The sequence below is a fragment of the Thermovibrio ammonificans HB-1 genome (assembly GCF_000185805.1).
GTDB classification, from domain to species: Bacteria; Aquificota; Aquificia; order Desulfurobacteriales; family Desulfurobacteriaceae; genus Thermovibrio; species Thermovibrio ammonificans.
In genome coordinates this window covers 1,653,273-1,672,332 of record NC_014926.1, presented here as the reverse complement: position 1 = coordinate 1,672,332, position 19,060 = coordinate 1,653,273, and the positions used below count along the sequence as shown (strand labels likewise).

At 54.1% G+C, this 19,060-nt stretch carries 26 protein-coding genes; 16 read left to right on the top strand and 10 right to left on the bottom strand.

What is annotated here, in order from left to right:
* Positions 1-18 precede the first annotated feature (18 nt).
* Genes holA through THEAM_RS08715 form a run of 5 tightly spaced genes read right to left on the bottom strand, consistent with a single transcriptional unit; the run spans position 19 to position 3,080 of the window.
* On the bottom strand, positions 19-966 hold the full coding sequence (gene holA, locus THEAM_RS08735; protein ID WP_157629635.1) for a DNA polymerase III subunit delta: 948 nt from the start codon (positions 964-966) through the stop codon (positions 19-21).
* Complete coding sequence (locus THEAM_RS08730; protein WP_013538455.1) at positions 953-1,507, bottom strand: 4Fe-4S dicluster domain-containing protein; 555 nt, start codon at positions 1,505-1,507, stop codon at positions 953-955. Before THEAM_RS08730 ends, holA begins: the two co-directional genes overlap by 14 nt.
* Positions 1,504-2,094: a YqaA family protein gene (locus THEAM_RS08725; protein ID WP_013538454.1), complete on the bottom strand. Its 591-nt coding sequence runs from the start codon at positions 2,092-2,094 to the stop codon at positions 1,504-1,506. The genes THEAM_RS08730 and THEAM_RS08725 overlap by 4 nt, the downstream gene beginning before the upstream one ends.
* Positions 2,084-2,839 (bottom strand): 5'/3'-nucleotidase SurE, encoded by a 756-nt coding sequence (gene surE, locus THEAM_RS08720; RefSeq protein WP_013538453.1) that lies wholly within the window; start codon positions 2,837-2,839, stop codon positions 2,084-2,086. The genes THEAM_RS08725 and surE overlap by 11 nt, the downstream gene beginning before the upstream one ends.
* A complete protein-coding gene (locus THEAM_RS08715) occupies positions 2,832-3,080 on the bottom strand; it encodes a nicotinamide mononucleotide transporter (protein ID WP_013538452.1) in 249 nt (82 codons plus the stop codon). The genes surE and THEAM_RS08715 overlap by 8 nt, the downstream gene beginning before the upstream one ends.
* Positions 3,081-3,158: 78 nt before the next feature.
* On the opposite strand from THEAM_RS08715, the gene THEAM_RS08710 reads away from it, so the two are divergent.
* The 5 genes from THEAM_RS08710 to THEAM_RS08690 all read left to right on the top strand — a co-directional run bounded on the left by THEAM_RS08710 (position 3,159) and on the right by THEAM_RS08690 (position 6,519).
* A complete protein-coding gene (locus tag THEAM_RS08710) occupies positions 3,159-4,253 on the top strand; it encodes a helix-turn-helix transcriptional regulator (RefSeq protein ID WP_013538451.1) in 1,095 nt (364 codons plus the stop codon).
* A gap of 82 nt (positions 4,254-4,335) precedes the next feature.
* Entirely contained in the window at positions 4,336-4,578 is a 243-nt protein-coding gene (locus THEAM_RS08705; protein WP_013538450.1) for a hypothetical protein, read from the top strand.
* A gap of 10 nt (positions 4,579-4,588) precedes the next feature.
* The gene (locus THEAM_RS08700) at positions 4,589-5,089 is read left to right on the top strand and encodes a hypothetical protein (protein WP_013538449.1); all 501 of its coding nucleotides are present in this window, start codon (positions 4,589-4,591) and stop codon (positions 5,087-5,089) included.
* A 10-nt stretch (positions 5,090-5,099) separates the two neighbouring features.
* Positions 5,100-5,822 carry a hypothetical protein gene (locus tag THEAM_RS08695; RefSeq protein WP_013538448.1) on the top strand — a complete coding sequence of 241 codons (723 nt, stop codon included), beginning with the start codon at positions 5,100-5,102 and terminating at the stop codon, positions 5,820-5,822.
* A complete protein-coding gene (locus THEAM_RS08690) occupies positions 5,809-6,519 on the top strand; it encodes a hypothetical protein (RefSeq protein WP_013538447.1) in 711 nt (236 codons plus the stop codon). The genes THEAM_RS08695 and THEAM_RS08690 overlap by 14 nt, the downstream gene beginning before the upstream one ends.
* Here the strand turns inward: THEAM_RS08690 and THEAM_RS08685 are convergent.
* Entirely contained in the window at positions 6,516-6,707 is a 192-nt protein-coding gene (locus tag THEAM_RS08685; protein ID WP_013538446.1) for a topoisomerase DNA-binding C4 zinc finger domain-containing protein, read from the bottom strand. The genes THEAM_RS08690 and THEAM_RS08685 overlap by 4 nt on opposite strands.
* Positions 6,664-7,086: a YkvA family protein gene (locus THEAM_RS08680; protein ID WP_013538445.1), complete on the bottom strand. Its 423-nt coding sequence runs from the start codon at positions 7,084-7,086 to the stop codon at positions 6,664-6,666. Before THEAM_RS08680 ends, THEAM_RS08685 begins: the two co-directional genes overlap by 44 nt.
* Before the next feature lie 145 nt (positions 7,087-7,231).
* On the opposite strand from THEAM_RS08680, the gene THEAM_RS08675 reads away from it, so the two are divergent.
* Positions 7,232-7,540 (top strand): hypothetical protein, encoded by a 309-nt coding sequence (locus tag THEAM_RS08675; RefSeq protein ID WP_013538444.1) that lies wholly within the window; start codon positions 7,232-7,234, stop codon positions 7,538-7,540.
* Here THEAM_RS08675 and hemW read toward each other — a convergent pair.
* Together hemW and THEAM_RS08665 are read right to left on the bottom strand one after the other, a co-directional pair.
* On the bottom strand, positions 7,524-8,654 hold the full coding sequence (hemW, locus tag THEAM_RS08670; protein ID WP_013538443.1) for a radical SAM family heme chaperone HemW: 1,131 nt from the start codon (positions 8,652-8,654) through the stop codon (positions 7,524-7,526). The genes THEAM_RS08675 and hemW overlap by 17 nt on opposite strands.
* The gene (locus THEAM_RS08665; protein WP_013538442.1) at positions 8,638-10,137 is read right to left on the bottom strand and encodes a tetratricopeptide repeat protein; all 1,500 of its coding nucleotides are present in this window, start codon (positions 10,135-10,137) and stop codon (positions 8,638-8,640) included. Before THEAM_RS08665 ends, hemW begins: the two co-directional genes overlap by 17 nt.
* Before the next feature lie 80 nt (positions 10,138-10,217).
* Between THEAM_RS08665 and THEAM_RS08660 the strand changes: the two genes are divergently transcribed.
* Genes THEAM_RS08660 through argF form a run of 4 tightly spaced genes read left to right on the top strand, consistent with a single transcriptional unit; the run spans position 10,218 to position 12,725 of the window.
* Complete coding sequence (locus THEAM_RS08660) at positions 10,218-11,099, top strand: N-glycosylase/DNA lyase (protein WP_013538441.1); 882 nt, start codon at positions 10,218-10,220, stop codon at positions 11,097-11,099.
* Positions 11,096-11,575: a prepilin-type N-terminal cleavage/methylation domain-containing protein gene (locus THEAM_RS08655; RefSeq protein ID WP_013538440.1), complete on the top strand. Its 480-nt coding sequence runs from the start codon at positions 11,096-11,098 to the stop codon at positions 11,573-11,575. Before THEAM_RS08660 ends, THEAM_RS08655 begins: the two co-directional genes overlap by 4 nt.
* Positions 11,557-11,799: a hypothetical protein gene (locus tag THEAM_RS08650; RefSeq protein ID WP_013538439.1), complete on the top strand. Its 243-nt coding sequence runs from the start codon at positions 11,557-11,559 to the stop codon at positions 11,797-11,799. Before THEAM_RS08655 ends, THEAM_RS08650 begins: the two co-directional genes overlap by 19 nt.
* On the top strand, positions 11,796-12,725 hold the full coding sequence (gene argF, locus THEAM_RS08645; protein ID WP_013538438.1) for an ornithine carbamoyltransferase: 930 nt from the start codon (positions 11,796-11,798) through the stop codon (positions 12,723-12,725). Before THEAM_RS08650 ends, argF begins: the two co-directional genes overlap by 4 nt.
* Here the strand turns inward: argF and rsmH are convergent.
* Positions 12,722-13,609 carry a 16S rRNA (cytosine(1402)-N(4))-methyltransferase RsmH gene (rsmH, locus tag THEAM_RS08640; RefSeq protein WP_013538437.1) on the bottom strand — a complete coding sequence of 296 codons (888 nt, stop codon included), beginning with the start codon at positions 13,607-13,609 and terminating at the stop codon, positions 12,722-12,724. The genes argF and rsmH overlap by 4 nt on opposite strands.
* A gap of 151 nt (positions 13,610-13,760) precedes the next feature.
* Between rsmH and THEAM_RS08635 the strand changes: the two genes are divergently transcribed.
* The 6 genes from THEAM_RS08635 to smpB are packed head-to-tail and all read left to right on the top strand — an operon-like array spanning position 13,761 to position 19,032.
* Positions 13,761-15,041 carry an ammonium transporter gene (locus tag THEAM_RS08635; protein ID WP_013538436.1) on the top strand — a complete coding sequence of 427 codons (1,281 nt, stop codon included), beginning with the start codon at positions 13,761-13,763 and terminating at the stop codon, positions 15,039-15,041.
* A gap of 52 nt (positions 15,042-15,093) precedes the next feature.
* Complete coding sequence (locus THEAM_RS08630; protein WP_013538435.1) at positions 15,094-16,059, top strand: outer membrane beta-barrel protein; 966 nt, start codon at positions 15,094-15,096, stop codon at positions 16,057-16,059.
* 35 nt (positions 16,060-16,094) lie between these two features.
* Positions 16,095-16,751, top strand: coding sequence for a lysophospholipid acyltransferase family protein (locus tag THEAM_RS08625; RefSeq protein WP_013538434.1), 657 nt, complete (start codon positions 16,095-16,097; stop codon positions 16,749-16,751).
* Positions 16,732-17,619, top strand: coding sequence for a 4-hydroxy-3-methylbut-2-enyl diphosphate reductase (gene ispH / locus THEAM_RS08620; RefSeq protein ID WP_013538433.1), 888 nt, complete (start codon positions 16,732-16,734; stop codon positions 17,617-17,619). The genes THEAM_RS08625 and ispH overlap by 20 nt, the downstream gene beginning before the upstream one ends.
* Positions 17,579-18,598 carry a S1 RNA-binding domain-containing protein gene (locus tag THEAM_RS08615; protein WP_013538432.1) on the top strand — a complete coding sequence of 340 codons (1,020 nt, stop codon included), beginning with the start codon at positions 17,579-17,581 and terminating at the stop codon, positions 18,596-18,598. Before ispH ends, THEAM_RS08615 begins: the two co-directional genes overlap by 41 nt.
* Positions 18,571-19,032 carry an SsrA-binding protein SmpB gene (smpB, locus tag THEAM_RS08610; RefSeq protein ID WP_013538431.1) on the top strand — a complete coding sequence of 154 codons (462 nt, stop codon included), beginning with the start codon at positions 18,571-18,573 and terminating at the stop codon, positions 19,030-19,032. The genes THEAM_RS08615 and smpB overlap by 28 nt, the downstream gene beginning before the upstream one ends.
* The last annotated feature ends 28 nt before the right edge of the window (positions 19,033-19,060 follow it).

The window sequence follows — 19,060 nt, the reverse complement described above, 5'->3', positions numbered from 1 at the left end:
AAAGGGTTTGACAAGAATTTATTTGAAATTGTCCCCGAGGGCCAGCTTTTTCAGGGCAAGCTCTCCCCTCTCCCTGCCGCTCTTAACGGCAAACTCGGCCTCGTTTAGGGCCTTGAGTAGCAGGAGCATTCTCTTTGCCCCCACCTGTTTAAGCAGCAGGGCCATCTGTTTTGCCGCTTCTTTTGGCAGTTTTACCTGTTTCTTCAGGGCGAGCTTTACTGCTTGGCGGGCTTGAGTCTGTAGGAGGGCTATGAGCTGGAGCGGTTCGTTGCCTGAGGCCAAGAGGGCGTTCAGCTGCTTCAGGTACTCTTTTGTGTTGCCCCGGGCAAGGGGGTAGATGAGCGTAAAGGCGTTGGATTTCTCCGTGGGGAAGACGAGCCCTCTTACAACTTCGGGCGTTAGCTCTCCCGGGTAGTTTATCAGCTTCTCCGCCTCGTGCCTGAGCTCTGTTAGGTCGGTTCCAACAAGCTCAACGAGCAGCTTTAGAACCTCTTTGCTCACCTTTTTCCCCGACTGGAGGAACTTCTTGTTGAGCAGGCCGTAGATGGCGTTGACCGGCAGCCTTTCGGAGGTTAAAAGGGCGTCGCACAGCTGTTCCACCTGGGAGAAGAGCTCGCCTTTAAGGGTTCTGTAGTCGAGCTCGCAGTGGGCGGCCACTATGAAGGTGTCGAGTGACCTTAGCTTCTTCAGGAAGAGCTCCCGCTCTTTTTTCTTTTTTAGGGTTTTGGGAAGCTCCTCGGCGTAGAGGATTACCGGTATTGAGCTTCCGCCGAAAAGGCTTGAGCCGGTAAAGTTGAGGAACTCGTCTATGGCCTCGGGGAAGAACCGCTCTACCGGGTGTAGAGCCGCCACCTTCTTTACAAACTGTTGGGTGAGGTAAACCTCCTCGCCGTGGATGAGCACCTTCTTGAACGGGAGCTTTTTCCCTATGAGCTTCAGGGCTTCGTGGGTCTTAAGCTGTTTCACCTTCAACTTTCACAATCTCTACGGCCTTCGGGTTTGTTGGGCACGCGTTTACACACCTTCCGCACCCTAAGCAGTGTTCACCGTGGAACTCGGGGTAGGTGAACTCCTTTAGGGTTATCGCCTTGTCCATTTTCGGGCAGCTCCAGTAGCAGCTCTGACAGAAAATCATCTCGTAGGCTACGCACCGCTCCTTTACGAGCTTTGCAACGTACCTGTATTTTTTAAGGTTTTCCCTGCTCAGTGCCCCGCTTGGGCAGGCATCTATGCAGGCGTAGCACCGTTCGCAGTGGTTGTTCTCGAAGTTCATAAACGGCGTTTCGAAAACCAAGGGGTTAACGTCTTTTACAAGGTCTATAACGCCGGTGGGGCAGCTTTTGACGCAGCTGTGGCACTTGGTACAGGCCGCAAGGAAGGTATCCTCGTCGGCACTCCCGGGGGGGCGGAGGAAGCTCTTTGTCGGCTTTGTCACCTCGTAGGTGAACTCTGCGGCCGCTTGGGCCAGCGACTTCCCTATGAGTTTGAAGAAGCTCCTTCGGCTCATGGCAACCTTCCCTTCTTAAATCTTCTGTAGGCGAGGAAGCTCAGCACCGTAATAACGCCTAAACCTAAAAATATTGCGTTTAGGTTCTGGGTAACAAACGACTTCACCTGGGGGCCGAAGAAGTAAAAGAGGGCGGCTTCGGCAAAGAAGCGGGTTCCCCTGCCGATAAGCGAGAAGACAATCAACTTCCTGAGTGATGCAAACAGAACACCCGAGGTGACCGTAAACACCTTGTACGGCAGCGGTGTGAACCCGGCAAGCAGTATTATTAGGCCCTCGTAGCTCTCGTAGAGTCTGTGTACCTTCAAAACCTTTTCTCTTCCGAAGAGCTTCTCGGCCAAAGGCCTGCCCCCTACGTACCCGACTGCGTAGCCTACAACCCCTCCCAGGGTTGAAAATAGGGTTGCCACTGCGGCGTAGAAGAAGGCCTTATCCGGGTAGAGTGCCGCAAGCGTTACGAGCAGAACGTCAGGCGGAATGGGAAAGAAAATCGCCTCTATAAAGGCGTTTAACGCAAGGGCCGCCGCCCCGTACTTTGCGGCCAGTCCCTTCCAGAACGCTATAGAGAGAATACCCTTACCACTCAACCTTTTTAAGCTCCTCCAGTGCCTTGTAGTCTGTAAGGTCAAGGTGTATCGGCGTTACAGACACAAAGCCGTTTTTCACGGCCCAGTAGTCGGTTCCCGGCTCCGGAATCCAGTCGGGCTCCTCCCCGCCTATCCAGTAGTAAACCCTTCCCCAGGGGTCTCTGCGCTCCTCCACCTTCTCGGTGTAGTTCTTCTTCCCCTGCCTTGTTACCTTTACCCCCTTTACCTGGGAGAAGGGCAGGTTGGGAATGTTTACGTTGAGGCAGCAGCCCTGCGGAAGCCCCCTCTCTAAGACCTTCTTCACTATTCGCTGTGCCCACCGTGCGGCAGACTCCCACTGAAAGTCTTTAAACGTTGCAAGTGAAAAGGCCACTCCCGGTATCCCCAGCAGCGCCCCCTCCATGGCTACCGAAACGGTGCCCGAGTAGGTGATATCCTCCCCCAAGTTGGGGCCCCTGTTGATTCCCCCTACCACCATGTCGGGCTTTTGGCCCTTCATTATGGCGTGGATGCCTATGTAAACGCAGCTTGTGGGCGTGCCGTCTACGGCGAACCAGTTTTCGTCTACCTGTTCACACCTGAGGGGGCGGTGAAGGGTTAGGGCCCTTCCCACAGCGCTTCTTTCCCTGTCGGGGGCAACAACCACAACGTCTGCAAAGCTCGAGAGGGCGTTGTACAGGGCCTTGAGCCCTTCGGAGCGTATGCCGTCGTCGTTGGAGAGCAGTATTCTCGGTCTTCTATCCATTGTGTTCCCCCAGGAAAACCCACCTGATTATACCCACAACCTCAACGGCGGCGTATATAAGGGAGCTAACCATTATGCCGTACTGTTTTGTGAGGTAGCCGTAGGTTGCGTAGAGGGCCGACGCAAACAGCGCCACCACAAACCCCACCTGGGGGTAACCTATTGCCGTTATGAACAGGGCAACAACGCCTATAACCGATGCAACTATCTCGAGCTTCTTCTGGAAGCTGCTCCTCTCCATTTCTTACTCCGTTATAAAATTTGACGGTGGAGATAACTTAGGGTTTCCGCCTCACCTTGCAACTTCGGGGGAAACGGGGTGAAAGAGCTGTCGTTCAAAGTTTACCTTGCAATAGAGATACTGAGGTTCCTCTCCCGCAGAAGAGAGTTTGTCTCAACTACCGAGCTCTTTAACCAGCTTGTTTCCGCCGGTATCCTCGAAAACAGCAGTGCCGACAGGAAGAAGCTCCAGAGGACCCTCTCTGAGCTTGCCGAGGCCGAGTTCCTCTTGAAGAGGTTTGAGAAGTTCAGGGGGAAGAAGCCCCAGGAGTGGAAGTTCAACCACAAACGTTTCCCCTACCTTGCCTTCTACTCGGAGGAGGAGCTCCTCTCCTTCTTCTTCCTCATATCCTTCGTTCCCAAAAAGTACCGCGACATCCCCGTCCTCCAGCCGGCCATAGAGGCGGTTAACCGTTTCGGAAACATTCCGGAGGAGAAGAAGAAGCGGGCCCTTGAGGCTTTCGACTACCTTCCCATTCCCATAGAGCGTTACTCGGGCATCAACAGGGAGACCCTCTCGAGGATATTTAACGCCATAGTTGAGCGCCACCCCCTCCTTGTGACATACGCCGACGAGGGGAGCTTCAAAATCTACCCGATAAAGGTTTTCCACTATAACGGCTTTTTCTACATGGGGGCCGTAGAGGCAGAAACAAAAAGGTACAGGGTCTTTAAGCTCATAAGCTTAAGCGTTAACAGAGTTTACGACGAACAGTTCCCCGCCTACTTCTGGGTAAAGTACCACAAGAAGTTCTTCCCCTACCGGGAAGAGCCGTTCGTCTTTAAGTTGGAGCTTCCCGCCGACTACATGTCCTACCTGAAAGAGGAGCACACCGTTACCCACTACCCCACCCAGTTCCACATGGAGCTGAAGGGAGACAGCCTCTTCGTTTGGCTCGTAGGCTTTAACAGCTACCGGTTCGCAAGCTGGATAATCCTCGACGAGATAAAGGCGGTTTACCGCCCCGCCGCCGAAGACGTTGAGCTTGCCCGAGCCAAAGAGCTCTCTAAGGTTTACGACGGCCTCAGCTACAGCCTGAGGGAGAACCTAAAGAGGTTCAAAGAGTTTAAAGAAGAGGTCAGGAAGTTCTTCGAGCGCCGTAAGTCCTTCTACGACTCCCTCCTGAGAGAGTGAAGATTCCCCCGTTTGTGCCCCACATTTTGGGCAGTTTCCTCCCTACACTTGAGTTAAAGGTTGTTAAAAGTGGGGAGGGAGCTTGAAGGTTTACCTGTGCAGGAAGTGTAGGGCCCTTGTGGTGTCCGAGGGTTTTCCCGCCTCGGCAGGCTGCCCGGCCGGCGGTGCCCACCTGTGGCATCGGCTCTGCAAAGGCAACCTTACGGGGGGTAGCGGTTTAAACCCTTACATCTGTAAAAAGTGCGGTGTAACGGTTTACTGCTCGAGTGCCCCTTCTTCTGCCGGCTGCCCTGCAGGGGGCGGTCACCTGTGGACGAGACTTTAGGGAGGTTTCTATGAAAGAGGAGGAGCTTTTTGAAATCGCCGATGACTACCTGGATGAGCTTCAGGAGAATGTAAGGTCCATTTCAAGTGCCGTTGAGGGCAAGGGGGTGAAAATCAAGGTGGCCCCCGAAGGTGAGAAGAGGCGCGAAAAGTTAGAGAGTTTGGTCTCTGCGGCTCGCCAGCTTTACGACTCCCGCGACGACATCAAGGAGATTCTCTACATTGCAAAGGCCCTCAGGGAGGCAGACGCCCAGGCCAACCGCATAGCCCTTGAGCTTCAAAGGGAGATTGCCGCCGTTGAGATGAGGAGGGAGAGGCTCAGGGAGTTCTCCCAGAGGCTCAAAGAGCTCATAGAGGTTTACAAAGAGCAGCTCAACGCGGTTATGAAGATAGTTAACGCCCTTCCCGCCGAAACTCAGGAGCAGTTCGCCCGTAAGCTCGCCCTTATAGACAGGTGTAACGCCCTTTTGAGCGAGCTTTCCCGGGCCGTTATGAAGCTCCTTACGGCTTGAGGAGGTTGCGGTGGAGCTCCTTGAAAGCGTTGAGGCTACCGTTAAAGAGGTTGAGGCCCTCGTAGAGAGGGATTACAGCCTCGTCTCTAAAGACCTTCAGGGGCTTAACAGCCGTTTCTACAACCTTATGAAGGAGTACGAGGAGCTGAGCTTAAACGCCCTGAAGGGTTTCGGTGAGGCCGTTGGCGAGCTGAAGGAGGGTAGGCTCCTGTCGGGAGGGGTGAAGCTCGTAAAGTCGGTGATTATGGGGGGAGTGGCCTGGTGGAAGAAGAGGCAGTGGTTTAACAGGTTCTTCTCCAGCCTGGAGCAGCTCCACGCCTCGCGCCTTGCCCTCGTTGAGGAGAAGCTGAAGGCCGTTGAGGAGGTGGAGAGGGAGCACCTTCCCTACATAAGGGAGCAGATTGACTCCCTGTTGAAGACCCTCTCGACCTTCCCCGAGTTTGAAGACCCGTCTCTGAGGGAGAGGGCCGTAAACACCGGTGAGACTACGCTGCTGCTCCTTCTGAAGAGCTACTACATCGAGGCTGTGGCGCTATTCCTGAAGGAGGTTTACGAAGACGTTAAAAGGGGCGTTGTTGTTGCCGGTAACGTTGACTCGCTGAAGCTCGGGCTCCTGCAGGGCATCGAGAGAGTTAAAGAGAAGGTGCTCTCTATGGAGTTGCCGCCGGGCTCGCCCCTTTACGAGGCCCTCAGGAGGAACGCCGTTTTCGGGGTTGAAGATGAGCAGGATTGACGAGTTTGTGGCCCAGGAAATCGGCTCTATAAAGGAGAAGGAAAAAGCCGCTCAGGCTCTGGTAGAGAGGTATAGGGGGAGGCTCTCGGAGCTTCTCTTCGGCTCTCTCCTCCTTGAGCACTTTATGGGCTTTAACCTATCGGAGATACCTTGGGCCGACTACACACGCCGTTTCGTTGAAGGGCTCAACAACCGGCCCGAAAAGGTTACCTACCTTGAGGACTTTCTACTCAATAGTCTTTGGTCGGGCTTTAGCTCCTGTAAGGAGAGTGCGAGGGGAGAAGGGAACTCGGTTCTATTTGGGAAGCTCCTTTTTACCTTTCCCGGGGCTACCGCTGCGTCGCTTTTTGTCTACCGCTCCTTTTCACCGGTATGGTCGGAGGTTCTACTCCTTGTCCTGCTCGGAGCGGTTTTCTTCTCAGACCGCTTAAAGAGACCCTTTTTCGCGCTTGCCGCTCTTCTGTCTTTGCTCCTTTGGTCTGTTTTTACCCACCTTTGGGACGGCTTTTGGACCCACTCCCTTTACTTTAAGGGAGCGGCCGTGTGGCTGCCGTTTCTGTTTCTTTACCTCTTCCTATCCCCCCTTTACCCTTACGCCGTCTGTTTTCTGAGGGCCTCCTGGGAGTTTGCCCCCTTTGCCCAGGAGTTCCTTAAGAAGGCCGCCGAGCGTTTCGGAGGTAAGGGGCAGGTTTCCTAATCCTCCTCCCCCTTCACCCTCTTTACAAAGGGACAGGCGGGGTTGCTGCACGCCGTAAACTTTCCAAAGGGGCCCTCTACGAGTTTAAGGGCCGCACCGCACTTGGGGCAGTAGCCGAAGGTCGGGAGCTTAACTACTCCCGTTTTAAGCACTACCGCCTTCGTTATGTGGCCGGTTATCCTTCTCATCCCTCTTCCTCCTCCACTCCCGGTACTTCTCCAGGTCTTTCCTTACCATCTGAAGGCACAGTCCCATCACCATTGCGTCGTCTATCTGGCCTATAACCGGAATGAAGTCGGGTATCAGGTCCATCGGGTTCAAAACGTAGAGGAGGGCAACAGTTATGGCCGCAACGGTGAACCAGGGAACCTCTGTGTACTCCCCCGAAAGGTAGTCTTTGAGCATTAGGAGCATCTCCTTTGCGTCTGTAAGGTACTCGCTCAGGAAGAACTTGAACTTCTCTACTATCTCTTCCTGCTTCTCTACCGCCTCTTTAACGTCCGAGAGCTTCGCCTTCTTTATCCCCTCTTCAAGGGCCTTTTTTGCCTTTTCCGGGTCGAACTTCATCGCTGCCTCCTTTCTTTTCAGTTTAAGCGGTTTTCGGCCCGTAAACTGTCCTTTTAAAGCCGGTTTAGGATAAATTTCTTTCAGAAAAGTTTATTACTAAAATATGATGAAATTTTAAGTTTATTTACAGCTTGAGGAGGGAGAGATGAAGCGTAAGGATGTTTACTTCAGGAGCGTTCTGCTCGACACCATCGAGAGGCTGGCAAAGCACAGCCCCGAGGCCGACCTTATGAGGAAGCTTATGTCGATTCTCATCTACGGTGAGAGCGACTCAGACCCTAAGGAGATAGCCAGGAAGCTCGGCCTCGAAACGGTTGACCTCCACTGCTGGATAGACAAGTGGAACGAGCAGTGGGCCGACGGCCTTGTGAAGGGCGAGGTTAAAAACCTTGAGAGGGAGAAGTTCGACGAGGTGTGCAGGAAGCTGAGCAGTAGGTCTAAGGAGTGCTCTTAGGCAGTTTGGAAAGGAGCGTTGCTATTACGGCGTTGGAGGTCAGAACGCCCTTTTCCCCCAGCCTGAGCCGGCCGCCACTGAACTCCAGTAGCCCCTCCTCTACCATTGCGCCGATTGCCTCGTCGGCGGCCAGAAGCTCCTGGAACCACTCCTTCAGGCCCAGAGCTTCAAGCTCTACCCCTTCGGTCAGCCTCAGGCCGAAGGAGAGCTTCACCTCTTTGAGCTCATCTGGTGAGAACTTTACCTCCTCTGCCGTTGGAAGCTCCCCGGCCGCAAGCTTCCTTTCGTAGCTTTCAAGGCTTGAAACGTTCCTCCTGTACCTGCTATCGCTGAAGGAGGCCGCCGAAGGGCCTATTCCCAAGTAGTTGTTCAGCCTCCAGTAGTGGAGGTTGTGCTTACACCGGAAGCCCTCCAGCGCAAAGTTCGATATCTCGTAGCGTTTTAAGCCTTTCTCCTCTAAGAGCTTCGCCCCAAGGCGGTAGCACTCCTCAACCTGCTCCTCCGGCGGCAGCTCCACCTTCCCCAGCTCCACCAGTCTCCCCAGCTGAGTTTCGCTGTAGGGGGTGAGGGCGTACAGGGATACGTGCTTCACCGGGAGGGAAAGCAAGGTCTCCAGCTCTCTTAGAAACTCTTCCGGCCGCTGGCCGGGAACGCCGTAGATGAGGTCTACGCTCACGTTGTTGAAAACTTTTAGGGCCTCTTCTACGGCCTTTAACCCCTGCCGGGCGGTGTGCCTTCGCCTTAAGGCTTTAAGAGTTGTGTCTGAGAGGCTCTGAACTCCTATGCTGACCCTGTTCACCCCCAGCTCCCTTAAGGCCCTGAGCTTTTGGGGCGTTGCATCTTCCGGGTTAAACTCCACGGTGACTTCCGAGAACTGCCCCACCCGCGACAGAAGGGTTTCAAAGAAGGAAGGCTCCATAAGAGAGGGGGTTCCTCCGCCGAAGTATACCGTGGGGAACTGCTGAAGCTCCGGTTGTAGGAGGGAGAGCTCGGTAAGGAGGAGTTTTACGTAGCCATCCTTTGTTCTGCCGGCTTCCGAGTAGAAGTCGCAGTAGAAGCACTTTGAACGGCAGAAGGGAACGTGGACGTAGAGGGCTTCAAACGGCCTGTTCACTGCCCTCAATCTCCTCTATCTTCTCCTGAACCTCCGGGTCGTTGAGGACCTTCTGGGCCTCCCTGTACCACATGAGGGCCTTGTTGAGCTCCCCTTTAATCTTGTGGATGTCGCCTATGAGGACTTTGAGGCGGGCCTTCTCCTCGGGGGTTAGGGAGGAGTTCTTTATCGCCTCGAGCAGGAACGATAGGGCGTCGGTAAGCTCACCTTTACCTATCATCGCCTCCGCTATGAGGGCGGTGGCTTTAAAGGCGTTTTCGGTGTTGAGTGCCGCCTTTGCCGCCTCTATGGCCTCGTCGAACTTCCCGAGTCCCAGCAGCGCTTCGGCCGTAGATAGGGCCTTCCTGCCGTCCTTCTCGAAGGTTTTGAGGGTCTCTATCTCCTGCTTGATTTCGCTGGGCTTCTCCTCCTCGCCTATCTTCTCAACGTACTCCGATACTATGTCGTTCAGGTCGAGAACCTGCTCTAAGACTTCAAGGACCTGCTCGGGCTCTGGAAGCTCCTCTACCTCTTCGGGGAACTCTATACCCTCGAGAACCTCTTGGTACTTGCTCTTGACCGTTGCTGCAATCTTCTCGTAGAGGTCCCTGTCTACCAGCTTCAGCTTCTCAAGGTACTCCTGGGCCTCTTCCACCTCACCCAGCTCGAAGTTGATGAGGGCAAGGAGGGTGTACTTCACCTTGGGGGCTTGAAGCTCTTTTACTATCTGTTTCAGCAGCGGAAGTCTGTCGGCCTCTGAGAAAACGGAAACTACGAACTTTAAGAACTCCTCGTTGTTCTTGTAGTTCTGGAGCAGCGGGGGAAGGAGGTCTTTTATGAGCTTCGGGTCGTCTATGTGGGCAAGGGCTTCAACCACCTGCCTGTCGAGGGACTCGTTCTTCCTTATCTGCTCGGCCTTCAGCAGCGTTCTGAGGGCGGACTTGTAGTTCCCCAGCTTCAGGTAGAGGTTTGCCGCAAGCACGTAGTTGACAAGGGCGTTTTCCGTATCCTTCTCCTCCATCAGGAGGTCGGCGTAGCGCTCGTAGAAGAGGGGGTGGAACTGCTCCTTTATGAAGTCCTCAATCAGCTCCTTTATAGAGTCGGCCCGAATCCCCGACTCTTTAAACCGCCTGTAGCTCTCAACAAGGGTGTTGAAGGCTTCGTAAAAGAGCTCCTTCTTCTTGTAGGTGTTTGCGAGCAGCTTTATCGCCTTAAGGTTCAGCGGGTCTATTTTCAGGATTCTCTTCAGGATGGGAATTGCTACGTCGTAGTAGTCCTCTTTTATCCGCTCCTCGGCAAACGAAAGGAGCAGCTTAACGGCGTCCTCTTTCTTGCCGAGCCTGATGAGGGCGTCTATGTAGGGGTTTAAAATGGAGAGGTCGTTTGGCCTTTGGCGGAGGAGCTCCTCTCCCAGCTTCACCGTCTCCATTGCGTCCCCGGCTTTTACGGCTTCGAAGAAGAGCTCTTCCGGGGACTTCTTTTTAAAGAGGTCGAACAGTCCCAAAGCCACCCTCCAGAAAACGGCCGAAGCAGCTAAACCATTGGAGTATTATAATACACCATATAACCCCTTAGGGGCCATTAATGGCTGTTAATCTAACGTTAAACCCGGAGCGGGCAAGGGAGGTTGCCCGGGAGCTTCTGTCCGCCTTCGAGAAGGGCGGTATTTTCGGCAAGCGCCAGCTCCCCGACGACGCCGTAAACGAACTCCTCCCCTCCCTTGAGTTTGAGGAGGCCCTGCTTCTGGTCACGTTCACAACGGCACTCGACTACATGCGAAACGCTTCCGAGCTCTGGAGCTCCTCTATAAAGACCTTCTCCGACGAGGAGGTTAAGTGGGTTTTCGACCCCAAAGAGGTGAAGAGAAAAGGGGCGGAGGCCCTTAAAGAGGCCCTTTTGAAGCACGGGCTCGCAAAGAAGAAGAACAGGGACCCCCAAATCTGGTTCTCTATAGCCAGCTCCCTTGCCGAAAGGCACAACGGCAGCCTGAGGAGCCTCTTTGAGAGTTACGGTTACGACGTTGAATTTATGTTTAAAGACTTTCTGAAGAACCGGAAGGAGGAGTTCCCGAGCCTTTCGGGGGAGAAGCTCTTTCCCCACTGGATTCGCTCCCTGAGGGATAAGTTTAACCTGCCCTTTAAGAACGTTGAGAAGCTCCCGATTCCCGTTGACGTTCACGTGGCCCGGGCAACGTTCACAACGGGCTGCATAACGGGTAAGTACTCTGCCAAGGGGCTCAACGAGACCATAAAGAGAAGGGTTGTAAAGGTGTGGGAAGAGGGGCTAAAAGGAACCGGCATAGCCCCGATAGAGATGTTCCGCCCCCTTTGGCTTTTGAGTAAGTACGGCTGCCACTACAGGAAAAACGGCGAAAGGCCCAAGAGGGGTGAGTGTCCGGTGGGCCACCTGTGTGTAGACGGTAAAGTGGTTGTCACTTCCGGCAGGGTGGAGATAGATACCAAATGAGAGGCTTTACCCTGCTTGAACTTCTGATAGTTCTCGTTATCCTCTCCCTGCTCCTGACGGTTTCGCTTCCCGCCCTGTTTAACCTATCGCTTTCATCCCGGGAGAGCTTCGACAACAGGCTCTCCTCCCTCTCCTCCCAGATCTGCCTGCTGGGAAAGTGCGGTAGCGTGTGCGTAGATTTCCTGAACGGCACCCTTAGCCTCGGCGGAGAGAGCCTTAAACTGCCCTTGAAGCCCAAAACTTTCGTTGTTCCCGGAAGGCTCGTCTCCGGTGAGCAGTTCAACTCTTTCTGCTTCACCCCTTCCGGACCCACCGACGCCCTGCTCGTTCTAAAGGAGGGGGACTCCTACAGGGCCTACCTTTTCCTTTTCCCTACGGGAGAGGTTTACACTTACAACTTAACAACGGGGGAGGCAGATACCTTAAAGGACAAAGTGGAAAAGGGGAGGCTGGCGGAATGGTTCAGGTATTACTGATTCTGGTGCTTCTTGCCTTTGCAACCATGTTCGTTTTCTCGGTTAAACTCTACCTCTACGTAAGAGAACTTGAGGAGCACCTCAGAGACCTTGAATCGGACTTTTTAAAGAGCGCTTCCCTCCTTTCCGACCTTGAAACGAAAGTTGAGCAGCTTGAGAGTAAAATTAACTTCCTAAACAACGAAGTTAAGGTTCTCATAGCCGCTCTCAGGAGGGAAGAATGAAAGACTTTATCTCGATGCTCGATGCCGACAGGCTCTTCATAGAGAACATAATATCCCTCTCTGCCTTCCTAAAGGAGAAGCAGAAGAAGGGGGAGCTCTACAGACCCCTCGAGGGCTTTACCGCCGCACTGATATTTGAAAAGCCGTCCACCAGAACCAGGGTCTCCTTTGAAGTGGGAGTTTACCAGCTCGGCGGCCACGGCGTTTACATGGATACTCAGGGCTCCCAGCTGGGCAGGGGTGAGCCCATAAAGGATACTGCGAGGGTGCTCTCCCGCTACGTAGACCTGATAGTCATAAGGACCTTCGGCCAGGAGAGGGTGGAGGAGCTTGCCCGCTACGCCTCGGTTCCCGTTATAAACGCCCTTACCGACCAGGAGCATCCCTGTCAGGTTCTCGCCGACCTCTTTACCATCTGGGAGTACAAGGGAGAGTTGAAGGGGCTAAAAGTTGCCTACCTGGGAGACGGCAACAACATGTGTAACTCCTGGCTCGTGGGTGCAGCCTACATGGGAATGCGCTTTTACGCCGCAACCCCCAAGGGGTACGAACCCCTTGAGAAGTACGTTAAGGCCGCCAAGGAGATTGCGAAGAGTACCGGCGCAGAAATAGTTGTAACCAACGACCCCGAAGAGGCGGTTAAAGACGCCGACGTTATCTATACCGACGTTTGGGCCTCTATGGGTCAGGAGGCCGAGGCCGAAGAGCGCCGACGGATTTTCACCCCCTACCAGGTAAACGGCGAGCTTGTAAAGCTGGCAAAGCCGGATTTCCTCTTTATGCACTGTCTTCCGGCCCACAGGGGCGAAGAGGTTACAGACGAAGTTATAGAGGGTGAACGCTCCGTAGTTTGGGACCAGGCCGAGAACAGGCTTCACACCCAGAAGGCCTTGATTTTGAAGCTTGTGAGGAGGGTGAGGCCTTAGGGCCTTACCCTCTCTGCGGCCCTCAGCTTTGCGCTCCTTGCAGCCGGGTTCTCTACCACCTCCTCTTCCGTGGGAACTATCGGCTTCTTCGTCACGGGAGTGAACCCTTCAAGGTTCCTTAATATGTTCTTAACGAGCCTGTCTTCCAAGGAGTGGAACGTTATTACGGCGAGTCTGCCTCCGGGCTCCACGAACTCTGCCGCCTTCGGTATGCCGGTTTCAATCTCCTCAAACTCCCTGTTAACGTATATCCTTATGGCCTGAAAGGTTTTTACCGCCGGGTGTTTCTTCCTTCCGGCCCACAGCTTTTTTGGAATCACCTCCTCCACTATCGAGGCCAGCTCGGTTGTTGTCTCTATGGGTTTCCTCTTTCTCCTCTTTACTATCTCCGAGGCTATTTTCCGTGCGAACTTCTCCTCGCCGTACCGGAAGATTATCCTTGCCAGCTCCCGTTCGGAGAGTTCGTTCACCACCTCTTTTGCCGTTAACTTCTGGCTCCTGTCCATCCGCATGTCGAGGGGCTGCTCCTTCCAAACGGTAAACCCCCTCTCGCCCCGTAGGTGGAAGTGGGAAACGCCCAAGTCAAAGAGTACCCCCTTTACCCTTTCGACCCCTTCCATCTGTAGAACCCGGTCTATTTGGGAGAAGTTGGCGTGATAGATGGAAACTCTATCGCCGTAAGGTTTAAGCCTCTCCATTGCCCGTTCTATCGCCTCTTCGTCCCTGTCTATGGCTATAACCCTGTTCTCGGGGTGTGCCTTCAGTATAGCCTCGGTGTGGCCTCCTCCCCCTAAAGTTGCATCTACAAACACTCCTCCTTCTTCCGCCTTTAGTACTTTAAGGGACTCTTTGAGAAGTACCGGCGGGTGGTATATCTCCTCCATTGCTCCTCCTGCACAAAATTTGTGCACAGCTCGGACCTCAAGAACAGAAATTAGTCACACTTTTAGCCGATTACCACGTTTGAGGGGGATGTTGCCGTTTTGGCACGGGCCGTGCTTAAACTGGAGGTAGCTCCACCTGGGAGGTGATGCCATGAAGCGTTTAGTCTTTGCCCTTGCCTTAGCCGCGCTCCCTTCGGCTGCTTACGCGTCGGGTTCCAAGCTGGACAGCGGCGATACAGCCTGGATGCTCGTTGCCACTGCCCTTGTGATGCTTATGACCCCCGCCGGCCTTGCCCTCTTCTACGGGGGTATGGCCCGCAGTAAGAACATTTTGAACACGATAGCCATGAGCTTCCTCGCCTACTGCGTTGTCTCCCTCGTTTGGGTGGGGTGGGGGTACACGCTGGCCTTCGGCCCCGACTTCCACGGGATTATCGGTAAGCTTACTAAGCTCTTTCTCTCTGGGGTCTCCCCCTCCTCCCTTTCTGGCACCATACCCGAGTACCTCTTCGTTGCCTTTCAGGGAACCTTCGCGGCGATTACCGTTGCCCTTGCGAGCGGTGCGGTTATAGAGAGGCTGAAGTTCTCCACCTGGCTTGTCTTCTCGGTTCTTTGGGCAACTGTTGTTTACGCCCCTGTTGCCCACTGGGTTTGGGGAGGAGGCTTCCTCGCCCACGACGGAGCCCTCGACTTTGCCGGCGGCACGGTGGTTCACATAAACGCCGGTATAGCCGGCCTCGTTATGGCCCTTATGCTCGGAAAGCGCAGGGGATACGGCAGGAGCGCCTTCTTCCCCTCGTCGGTGGTCCTAACGGCCCTTGGGGCGGCCCTTTTGTGGTTCGGCTGGTTCGGCTTTAACGCAGGTTCGGCACTTGCCGCAAACGGCTCTGCTGCCGTGGCAATGCTCGTTACAAACACCGCTGCTGCTGCTGCTGCAATCTCGTGGCTGCTTGTGGAGTGGCTCTTCCTTAAAAAGCCCACCGTTTTAGGGGCAGCCTCCGGCGCCGTTGCTGGCCTTGTTGCAATAACTCCTGCCGCCGGTTACGTGGGAATCGGCGGAGCTCTGGCGATAGGGCTCGTTGCAGGTGCCCTCGGCTGGTTTGGCGTGTTTGTTCTGAAGAAGAAGCTCGGCTACGACGATTCCCTCGACGCCTTTGGCGTTCACGGTATCAACGGTATCTGGGGAGCGATTGCCACCGGTATATTTGCCTCAAAAGTGATAGGGGGAACGCCCGGCGTTCTCGAGGGGAACCTTCCCCTGCTGTGGACTCAGGTTAAGGCGGTTCTCGTAACCGTTATCTACTCTGCCGTTATGACCGCTGCCGTTTTTGCCGTTAGTTCCCTAATCACCGGCGGAGCAAGGGTAACAGAAGAAGAGGAAATTCAAGGCCTTGACTCTGCCGTTCACGGCGAGAGGGGCTTTAACCTGTAGGTGAAGGTAAAAAAAGGGGGGCGCAGGCCCCCAAGAAGAAGAGGAGGTGAAAATGGTGAAGCGCGCTTTAGGAATTTTAGCAACCGTGATTTGCCTTTCACAGCCTTCCTTTGCAGGTGTATCGGCTCAGGGGGCTCTCTCCTACGGCTTCTTTAACAGGGTTTCGGCAGGCAGCGGTGCCCGCCTATCCAGCGCCCTTTTGGAGTTAAAGGGGGGAACCGGACCCGCCTTCAACGTTGCCGTAGGCTCGTTACTTCTGCCCACGGTTGCAGGTGACCCCTTAAAGAACGGCGCAAACTTTGCAACAAACGGCGGAGGCAGCCGCTTCGGCCTTTTATGGGGGTATTTAAAGATACCTGCTCCCGGCGGTTTTGAGCTCTCTGTAGGGGAGCTTACTACAAACGTAGGTGCCGAGCTTCCCGCCACCTACTCAAACCCCAACGTCCAGTTCGGCCTTCTGTGGAGAGCCCAGCCCTTTATCTATAAAGGTGTGCGCCTTTCAAAGGAGGAGGGCCGTTTAAACCTTTACACCGAGTACGACTGGGGCAAGGGGCTCGGCAGCAGCGACAGCAGGGCTTTCGGTGCCGGTGTGGGATTTAACCTTTCCCGAGGGGAACTCGGCCTTAACTACTTTAGTGTTAACGGTTACAAGAGGATGCTCGACGCCGTTTACACCCTTCCCCTTTCCGGAGGTTTTTCGGTTACGCTGAACGCCGACTACCAGTGGCTTGTAGACTCACCCTCCAAAAGGGGTGAAGGGGTTGCCCTTTACCTTACCGCCTCCGGGGGAGCTTTCAGCCTGCCCGTTCGCTTCGAGGTTGTTAACGAAGAGGCCGGCTCGAACATATACGGCTTGAGCGGCGGCAGGGCGGTCTCCGTTACCGTAACCCCCACTTTTAAACTCAACGGCTGGTCGGAAATCAGGCTGGAGGTTTCGGAGGTCTCCGCTTCAAGGCCGGCCTTTAACGGTAAGAGTGAGGTTACGTCGGTTGCCGTTGAGTTTACCGCCTGTTTCTAAGGTTTTGGGCCGTTTCCCTTTGTTAGAATTTGCCTATGGAAGCCTTAACAAGTAGGTACCCGTGGGTTAAGAGGAAAACGGCTTACTGGGTTTGGCTCAACACCGTTGCGCGGGCCATTGCCGGCCTGTGCCGCCTTAGGGTTTACGGCAGGGAGAACGTTCCTGCCGAGGGCCCGGTTCTCCTTGTGGCCAACCACAGGAGCTACCTCGACCCTCCGCTTGTGGCCTATGCGGTTAAAAAGAGGCCCGTTTTCTTCATGGCGAAGTCGGAGCTTTTTACAACCCCCGTTCTCTCCACCCTAATAAAGCACTGGGGTAACGCTTTCCCCGTGAAAAGGGGTAGGGCCGACCTTACCGCCCTTAAAACGGCCCTTGAAGTTCTGGAAAAGGGGGAGCTTGTCTGCATATTCCCCGAAGGGCAGCGTGCCCCTGCCGGGAGGTTTGTAAGGCCCAAGTGGGGGGCCGGAATGGTTGCGCTCAAGGCCCGGGTTCCGATAGTTCCGTGTCTGATTGAGGGGAGCGAGAAGCTGATAGGTAAAGAGGGGCTTGTTACGGGGTGGCCGAAAGTTACCATTAGGTTCGGTAGGCCCTTTACCATAGATTTAGAGGATAGTAAGGAGAACTACCAGAGGGCAGCCAACCTGATGATGGAACGGATAAAGGAGCTTCAAAATGGAGATAAAAGTAGCTAAGAGTGCAGGTTTCTGCTGGGGTGTAAAGAGGGCGGTTAACATGGCCGTTGAGGCCCTTGAGAAAGACGGCAGGGCCTACTGCCTCGGCGAGCTCATCCACAACAGGCGGGAGATAGAGAGGCTCCGTAAACTCGGTATGGACTTTATAGAGGATATGGACGCCGTTAAAAAGGGCGATACCGTTGTTATCCGCTCCCACGGCGTTGCCCCCAGCGTTATAGAGTTCCTTAAGGGCAGAGGGGCCCGGGTTGTAGATGCCACCTGTCCCTTTGTTAAAGACGTTCACGAAAAGGCGATGAAGCTCGAAAGGGAAGGGTATCCCGTTTTAATCCTTGGAAACCCCAAACACCCCGAAGTTATCGGAATAGCCGGCCACCTGAAGGAGCCGATTATCGCAAGCACCGTTGAGGAGGTTGAGGCACTGCCCAAGATGCCCCGTTTAGGGGTAGTGTGTCAAACAACCCTGAACCTGAACTTCTTCAAGGAGGCGATATCCCTTCTTGCCCTGAAAGTTAAAGAACTCAAAGTTTATAATACAATATGTAGTGCCACCTCTATCAGGCAGAGAGAGACCCGCAAGCTGGCCGGCCAGGTGGATGTAATGCTGATAATCGGAGGAAAAAACAGCTCAAACACAACAAAACTCTACCAGATATCAAAATCCGTTAACCCCCGCAGTTACCACGTTGAGTCCAAGGACGAAATCGACCCGGCGTGGTTTGAAGGTGCAAAGAGCGTTGGTATAACCGCAGGTGCCTCTACACCTGCTTGGGTTATAGATGAAGTCGTTCAGTTCGTTAAAGACCTTGGTAAAGGGGGAGTGCTAAGTGGAAGGGGAGTTTGCCAAACTGCTGGAGGAGAGCTTTAAGAAGCTCAACCAGGAGGTTATAACCGGAACGGTGGTTAAAGTCACCGACCGGGAAGTTTTCGTTGACTTCGGCTGGAAGTCAGAGGGGGTGGTTCCTGTTAAGGAGCTCGGCTACAAGCCGAAAGTGGGCGACAAAATAGACGTTTGCGTTGTGGAGCCCGAAACCGAAGAAGGTTACGCTCTCCTCTCGGTGAACTGCGCCCGCTCCATTAAGGAGTGGGAGCGGATAGCCAACGAGATAGAGGAAAGGGGTGTCGTTCGGGGTGTCATAAAGCAGAAGGTCAGAGGTGGCTACAAAGTAAGGCTCAAAGAGGGTATAACCGTTTTCCTGCCCATGTCGCAGGTTGACATAATGCCCGTTGTTCACCCCGACCAGTGGCTCGACAGGGAGATAGAGGCCAAAGTTCTCTCGGTGGATAGAAAGCGAAGGAGCGTTGTAATCTCGAGGAGGAAGCTCCTTGAGGAGGAGAGGGCCAAGAAGCGTAAAGAGACCCTCAAAAGGCTTAAAGAGGGCGAAATAGTAGAGGGCACCGTTAAGAACATAGTGGATTTCGGTATCTTCGTTGACGTAGACGGGGTAGACGGCCTCGTTCACAAGAGTGATATCTCCTGGAGCGGGCTTAAAACGCCCTTCGACGTTGCCCAGATAGGCGACAAAATAAAGGTGAAGATAAAGAAGATTGAGAGAGATAAAGAAAGGCTCGTTCTCTCTCTTAAGGAGACCCGCCCCGACCCGTGGGAGCGGATAGAGGAGCTCTTCTCTCCCGGTCAGGTTGTTGAAGGGGAAGTGGTTAAAGAAGATAGAAAGGGCGTTTGGGTTTACCTGCCCAACGACGTTGCAGGTTTCCTTCCTGCAGGTGCCGTTCCCAAGGGGGTGAAGCTAAAGTACAAACACAGGTATAAATTTGTTGTGGACAGAATAGACCGGGATAAGAGGAGAGTTATACTGAAATGGCAGGAGGAAGAGCGCCGGAAATAAAGAACAAAAAGGCCTTTTACGACTACGACATACTGGAGCGTTACGAGGCCGGCATAGAGCTTAAGGGCACCGAGGTGAAGTCCCTCAGGGAGGGTAAGGCGAACCTGCGCGACTCTTTCGTCCGGATAGAAAACGGCGAAGCTTTCCTCTTTAACGCCTACATAGCCCCTTACACCCACGGCAACCTCTTTAACCACGAGCCCACAAGGAAGAGGAGGCTCCTACTCCACAAGAGGGAGATAAAGAGGCTTGCGGGAAAAGTTGCCGAGAAGGGGCTGACCATTGTTCCCCTGAGAATCTACTTTAACGAGAGGGGAAAGGCAAAAGTGGAGATAGCCCTCGTTAAGGGAAGGAAGAAGTACGACAAGAGGGAAGCCATAAAGAGGAGGGAGCTGGAGAGGGAGGCTCAGAAGGCCATGAAGTTCTACAGGTAATCTCCCCGTAAAACTCCCGTTTGCTAAA

What these genes read in the sequence shown, in the direction of transcription:
- THEAM_RS08700 (WP_013538449.1), top strand. Translation starts at nt 4,589, where the DNA reads ATGAAAGAGGAGGAGCTTTTTGAAATCGCCGATGACTACCTGGATGAG.
- THEAM_RS08690 (WP_013538447.1), top strand. Translation starts at nt 5,809, where the DNA reads ATGAGCAGGATTGACGAGTTTGTGGCCCAGGAAATCGGCTCTATAAAG.
- THEAM_RS08650 (WP_013538439.1), top strand. Translation starts at nt 11,557, where the DNA reads ATGGTTCAGGTATTACTGATTCTGGTGCTTCTTGCCTTTGCAACCATG.
- THEAM_RS08675 (WP_013538444.1), top strand. Translation starts at nt 7,232, where the DNA reads ATGAAGCGTAAGGATGTTTACTTCAGGAGCGTTCTGCTCGACACCATC.
- THEAM_RS08715 (WP_013538452.1), bottom strand. Translation starts at nt 3,080, where the DNA reads ATGGAGAGGAGCAGCTTCCAGAAGAAGCTCGAGATAGTTGCATCGGTT.
- surE (WP_013538453.1), bottom strand. Translation starts at nt 2,839, where the DNA reads ATGGATAGAAGACCGAGAATACTGCTCTCCAACGACGACGGCATACGC.
- THEAM_RS08685 (WP_013538446.1), bottom strand. Translation starts at nt 6,707, where the DNA reads ATGAGAAGGATAACCGGCCACATAACGAAGGCGGTAGTGCTTAAAACG.
- rsmH (WP_013538437.1), bottom strand. Translation starts at nt 13,609, where the DNA reads ATGGAGGAGATATACCACCCGCCGGTACTTCTCAAAGAGTCCCTTAAA.
- THEAM_RS08660 (WP_013538441.1), top strand. Translation starts at nt 10,218, where the DNA reads ATGGCTGTTAATCTAACGTTAAACCCGGAGCGGGCAAGGGAGGTTGCC.
- smpB (WP_013538431.1), top strand. Translation starts at nt 18,571, where the DNA reads ATGGCAGGAGGAAGAGCGCCGGAAATAAAGAACAAAAAGGCCTTTTAC.
- argF (WP_013538438.1), top strand. Translation starts at nt 11,796, where the DNA reads ATGAAAGACTTTATCTCGATGCTCGATGCCGACAGGCTCTTCATAGAG.
- ispH (WP_013538433.1), top strand. Translation starts at nt 16,732, where the DNA reads ATGGAGATAAAAGTAGCTAAGAGTGCAGGTTTCTGCTGGGGTGTAAAG.
- THEAM_RS08680 (WP_013538445.1), bottom strand. Translation starts at nt 7,086, where the DNA reads ATGAAGTTCGACCCGGAAAAGGCAAAAAAGGCCCTTGAAGAGGGGATA.
- THEAM_RS08630 (WP_013538435.1), top strand. Translation starts at nt 15,094, where the DNA reads ATGGTGAAGCGCGCTTTAGGAATTTTAGCAACCGTGATTTGCCTTTCA.
- THEAM_RS08625 (WP_013538434.1), top strand. Translation starts at nt 16,095, where the DNA reads ATGGAAGCCTTAACAAGTAGGTACCCGTGGGTTAAGAGGAAAACGGCT.
- THEAM_RS08635 (WP_013538436.1), top strand. Translation starts at nt 13,761, where the DNA reads ATGAAGCGTTTAGTCTTTGCCCTTGCCTTAGCCGCGCTCCCTTCGGCT.
- THEAM_RS08730 (WP_013538455.1), bottom strand. Translation starts at nt 1,507, where the DNA reads ATGAGCCGAAGGAGCTTCTTCAAACTCATAGGGAAGTCGCTGGCCCAA.
- THEAM_RS08655 (WP_013538440.1), top strand. Translation starts at nt 11,096, where the DNA reads ATGAGAGGCTTTACCCTGCTTGAACTTCTGATAGTTCTCGTTATCCTC.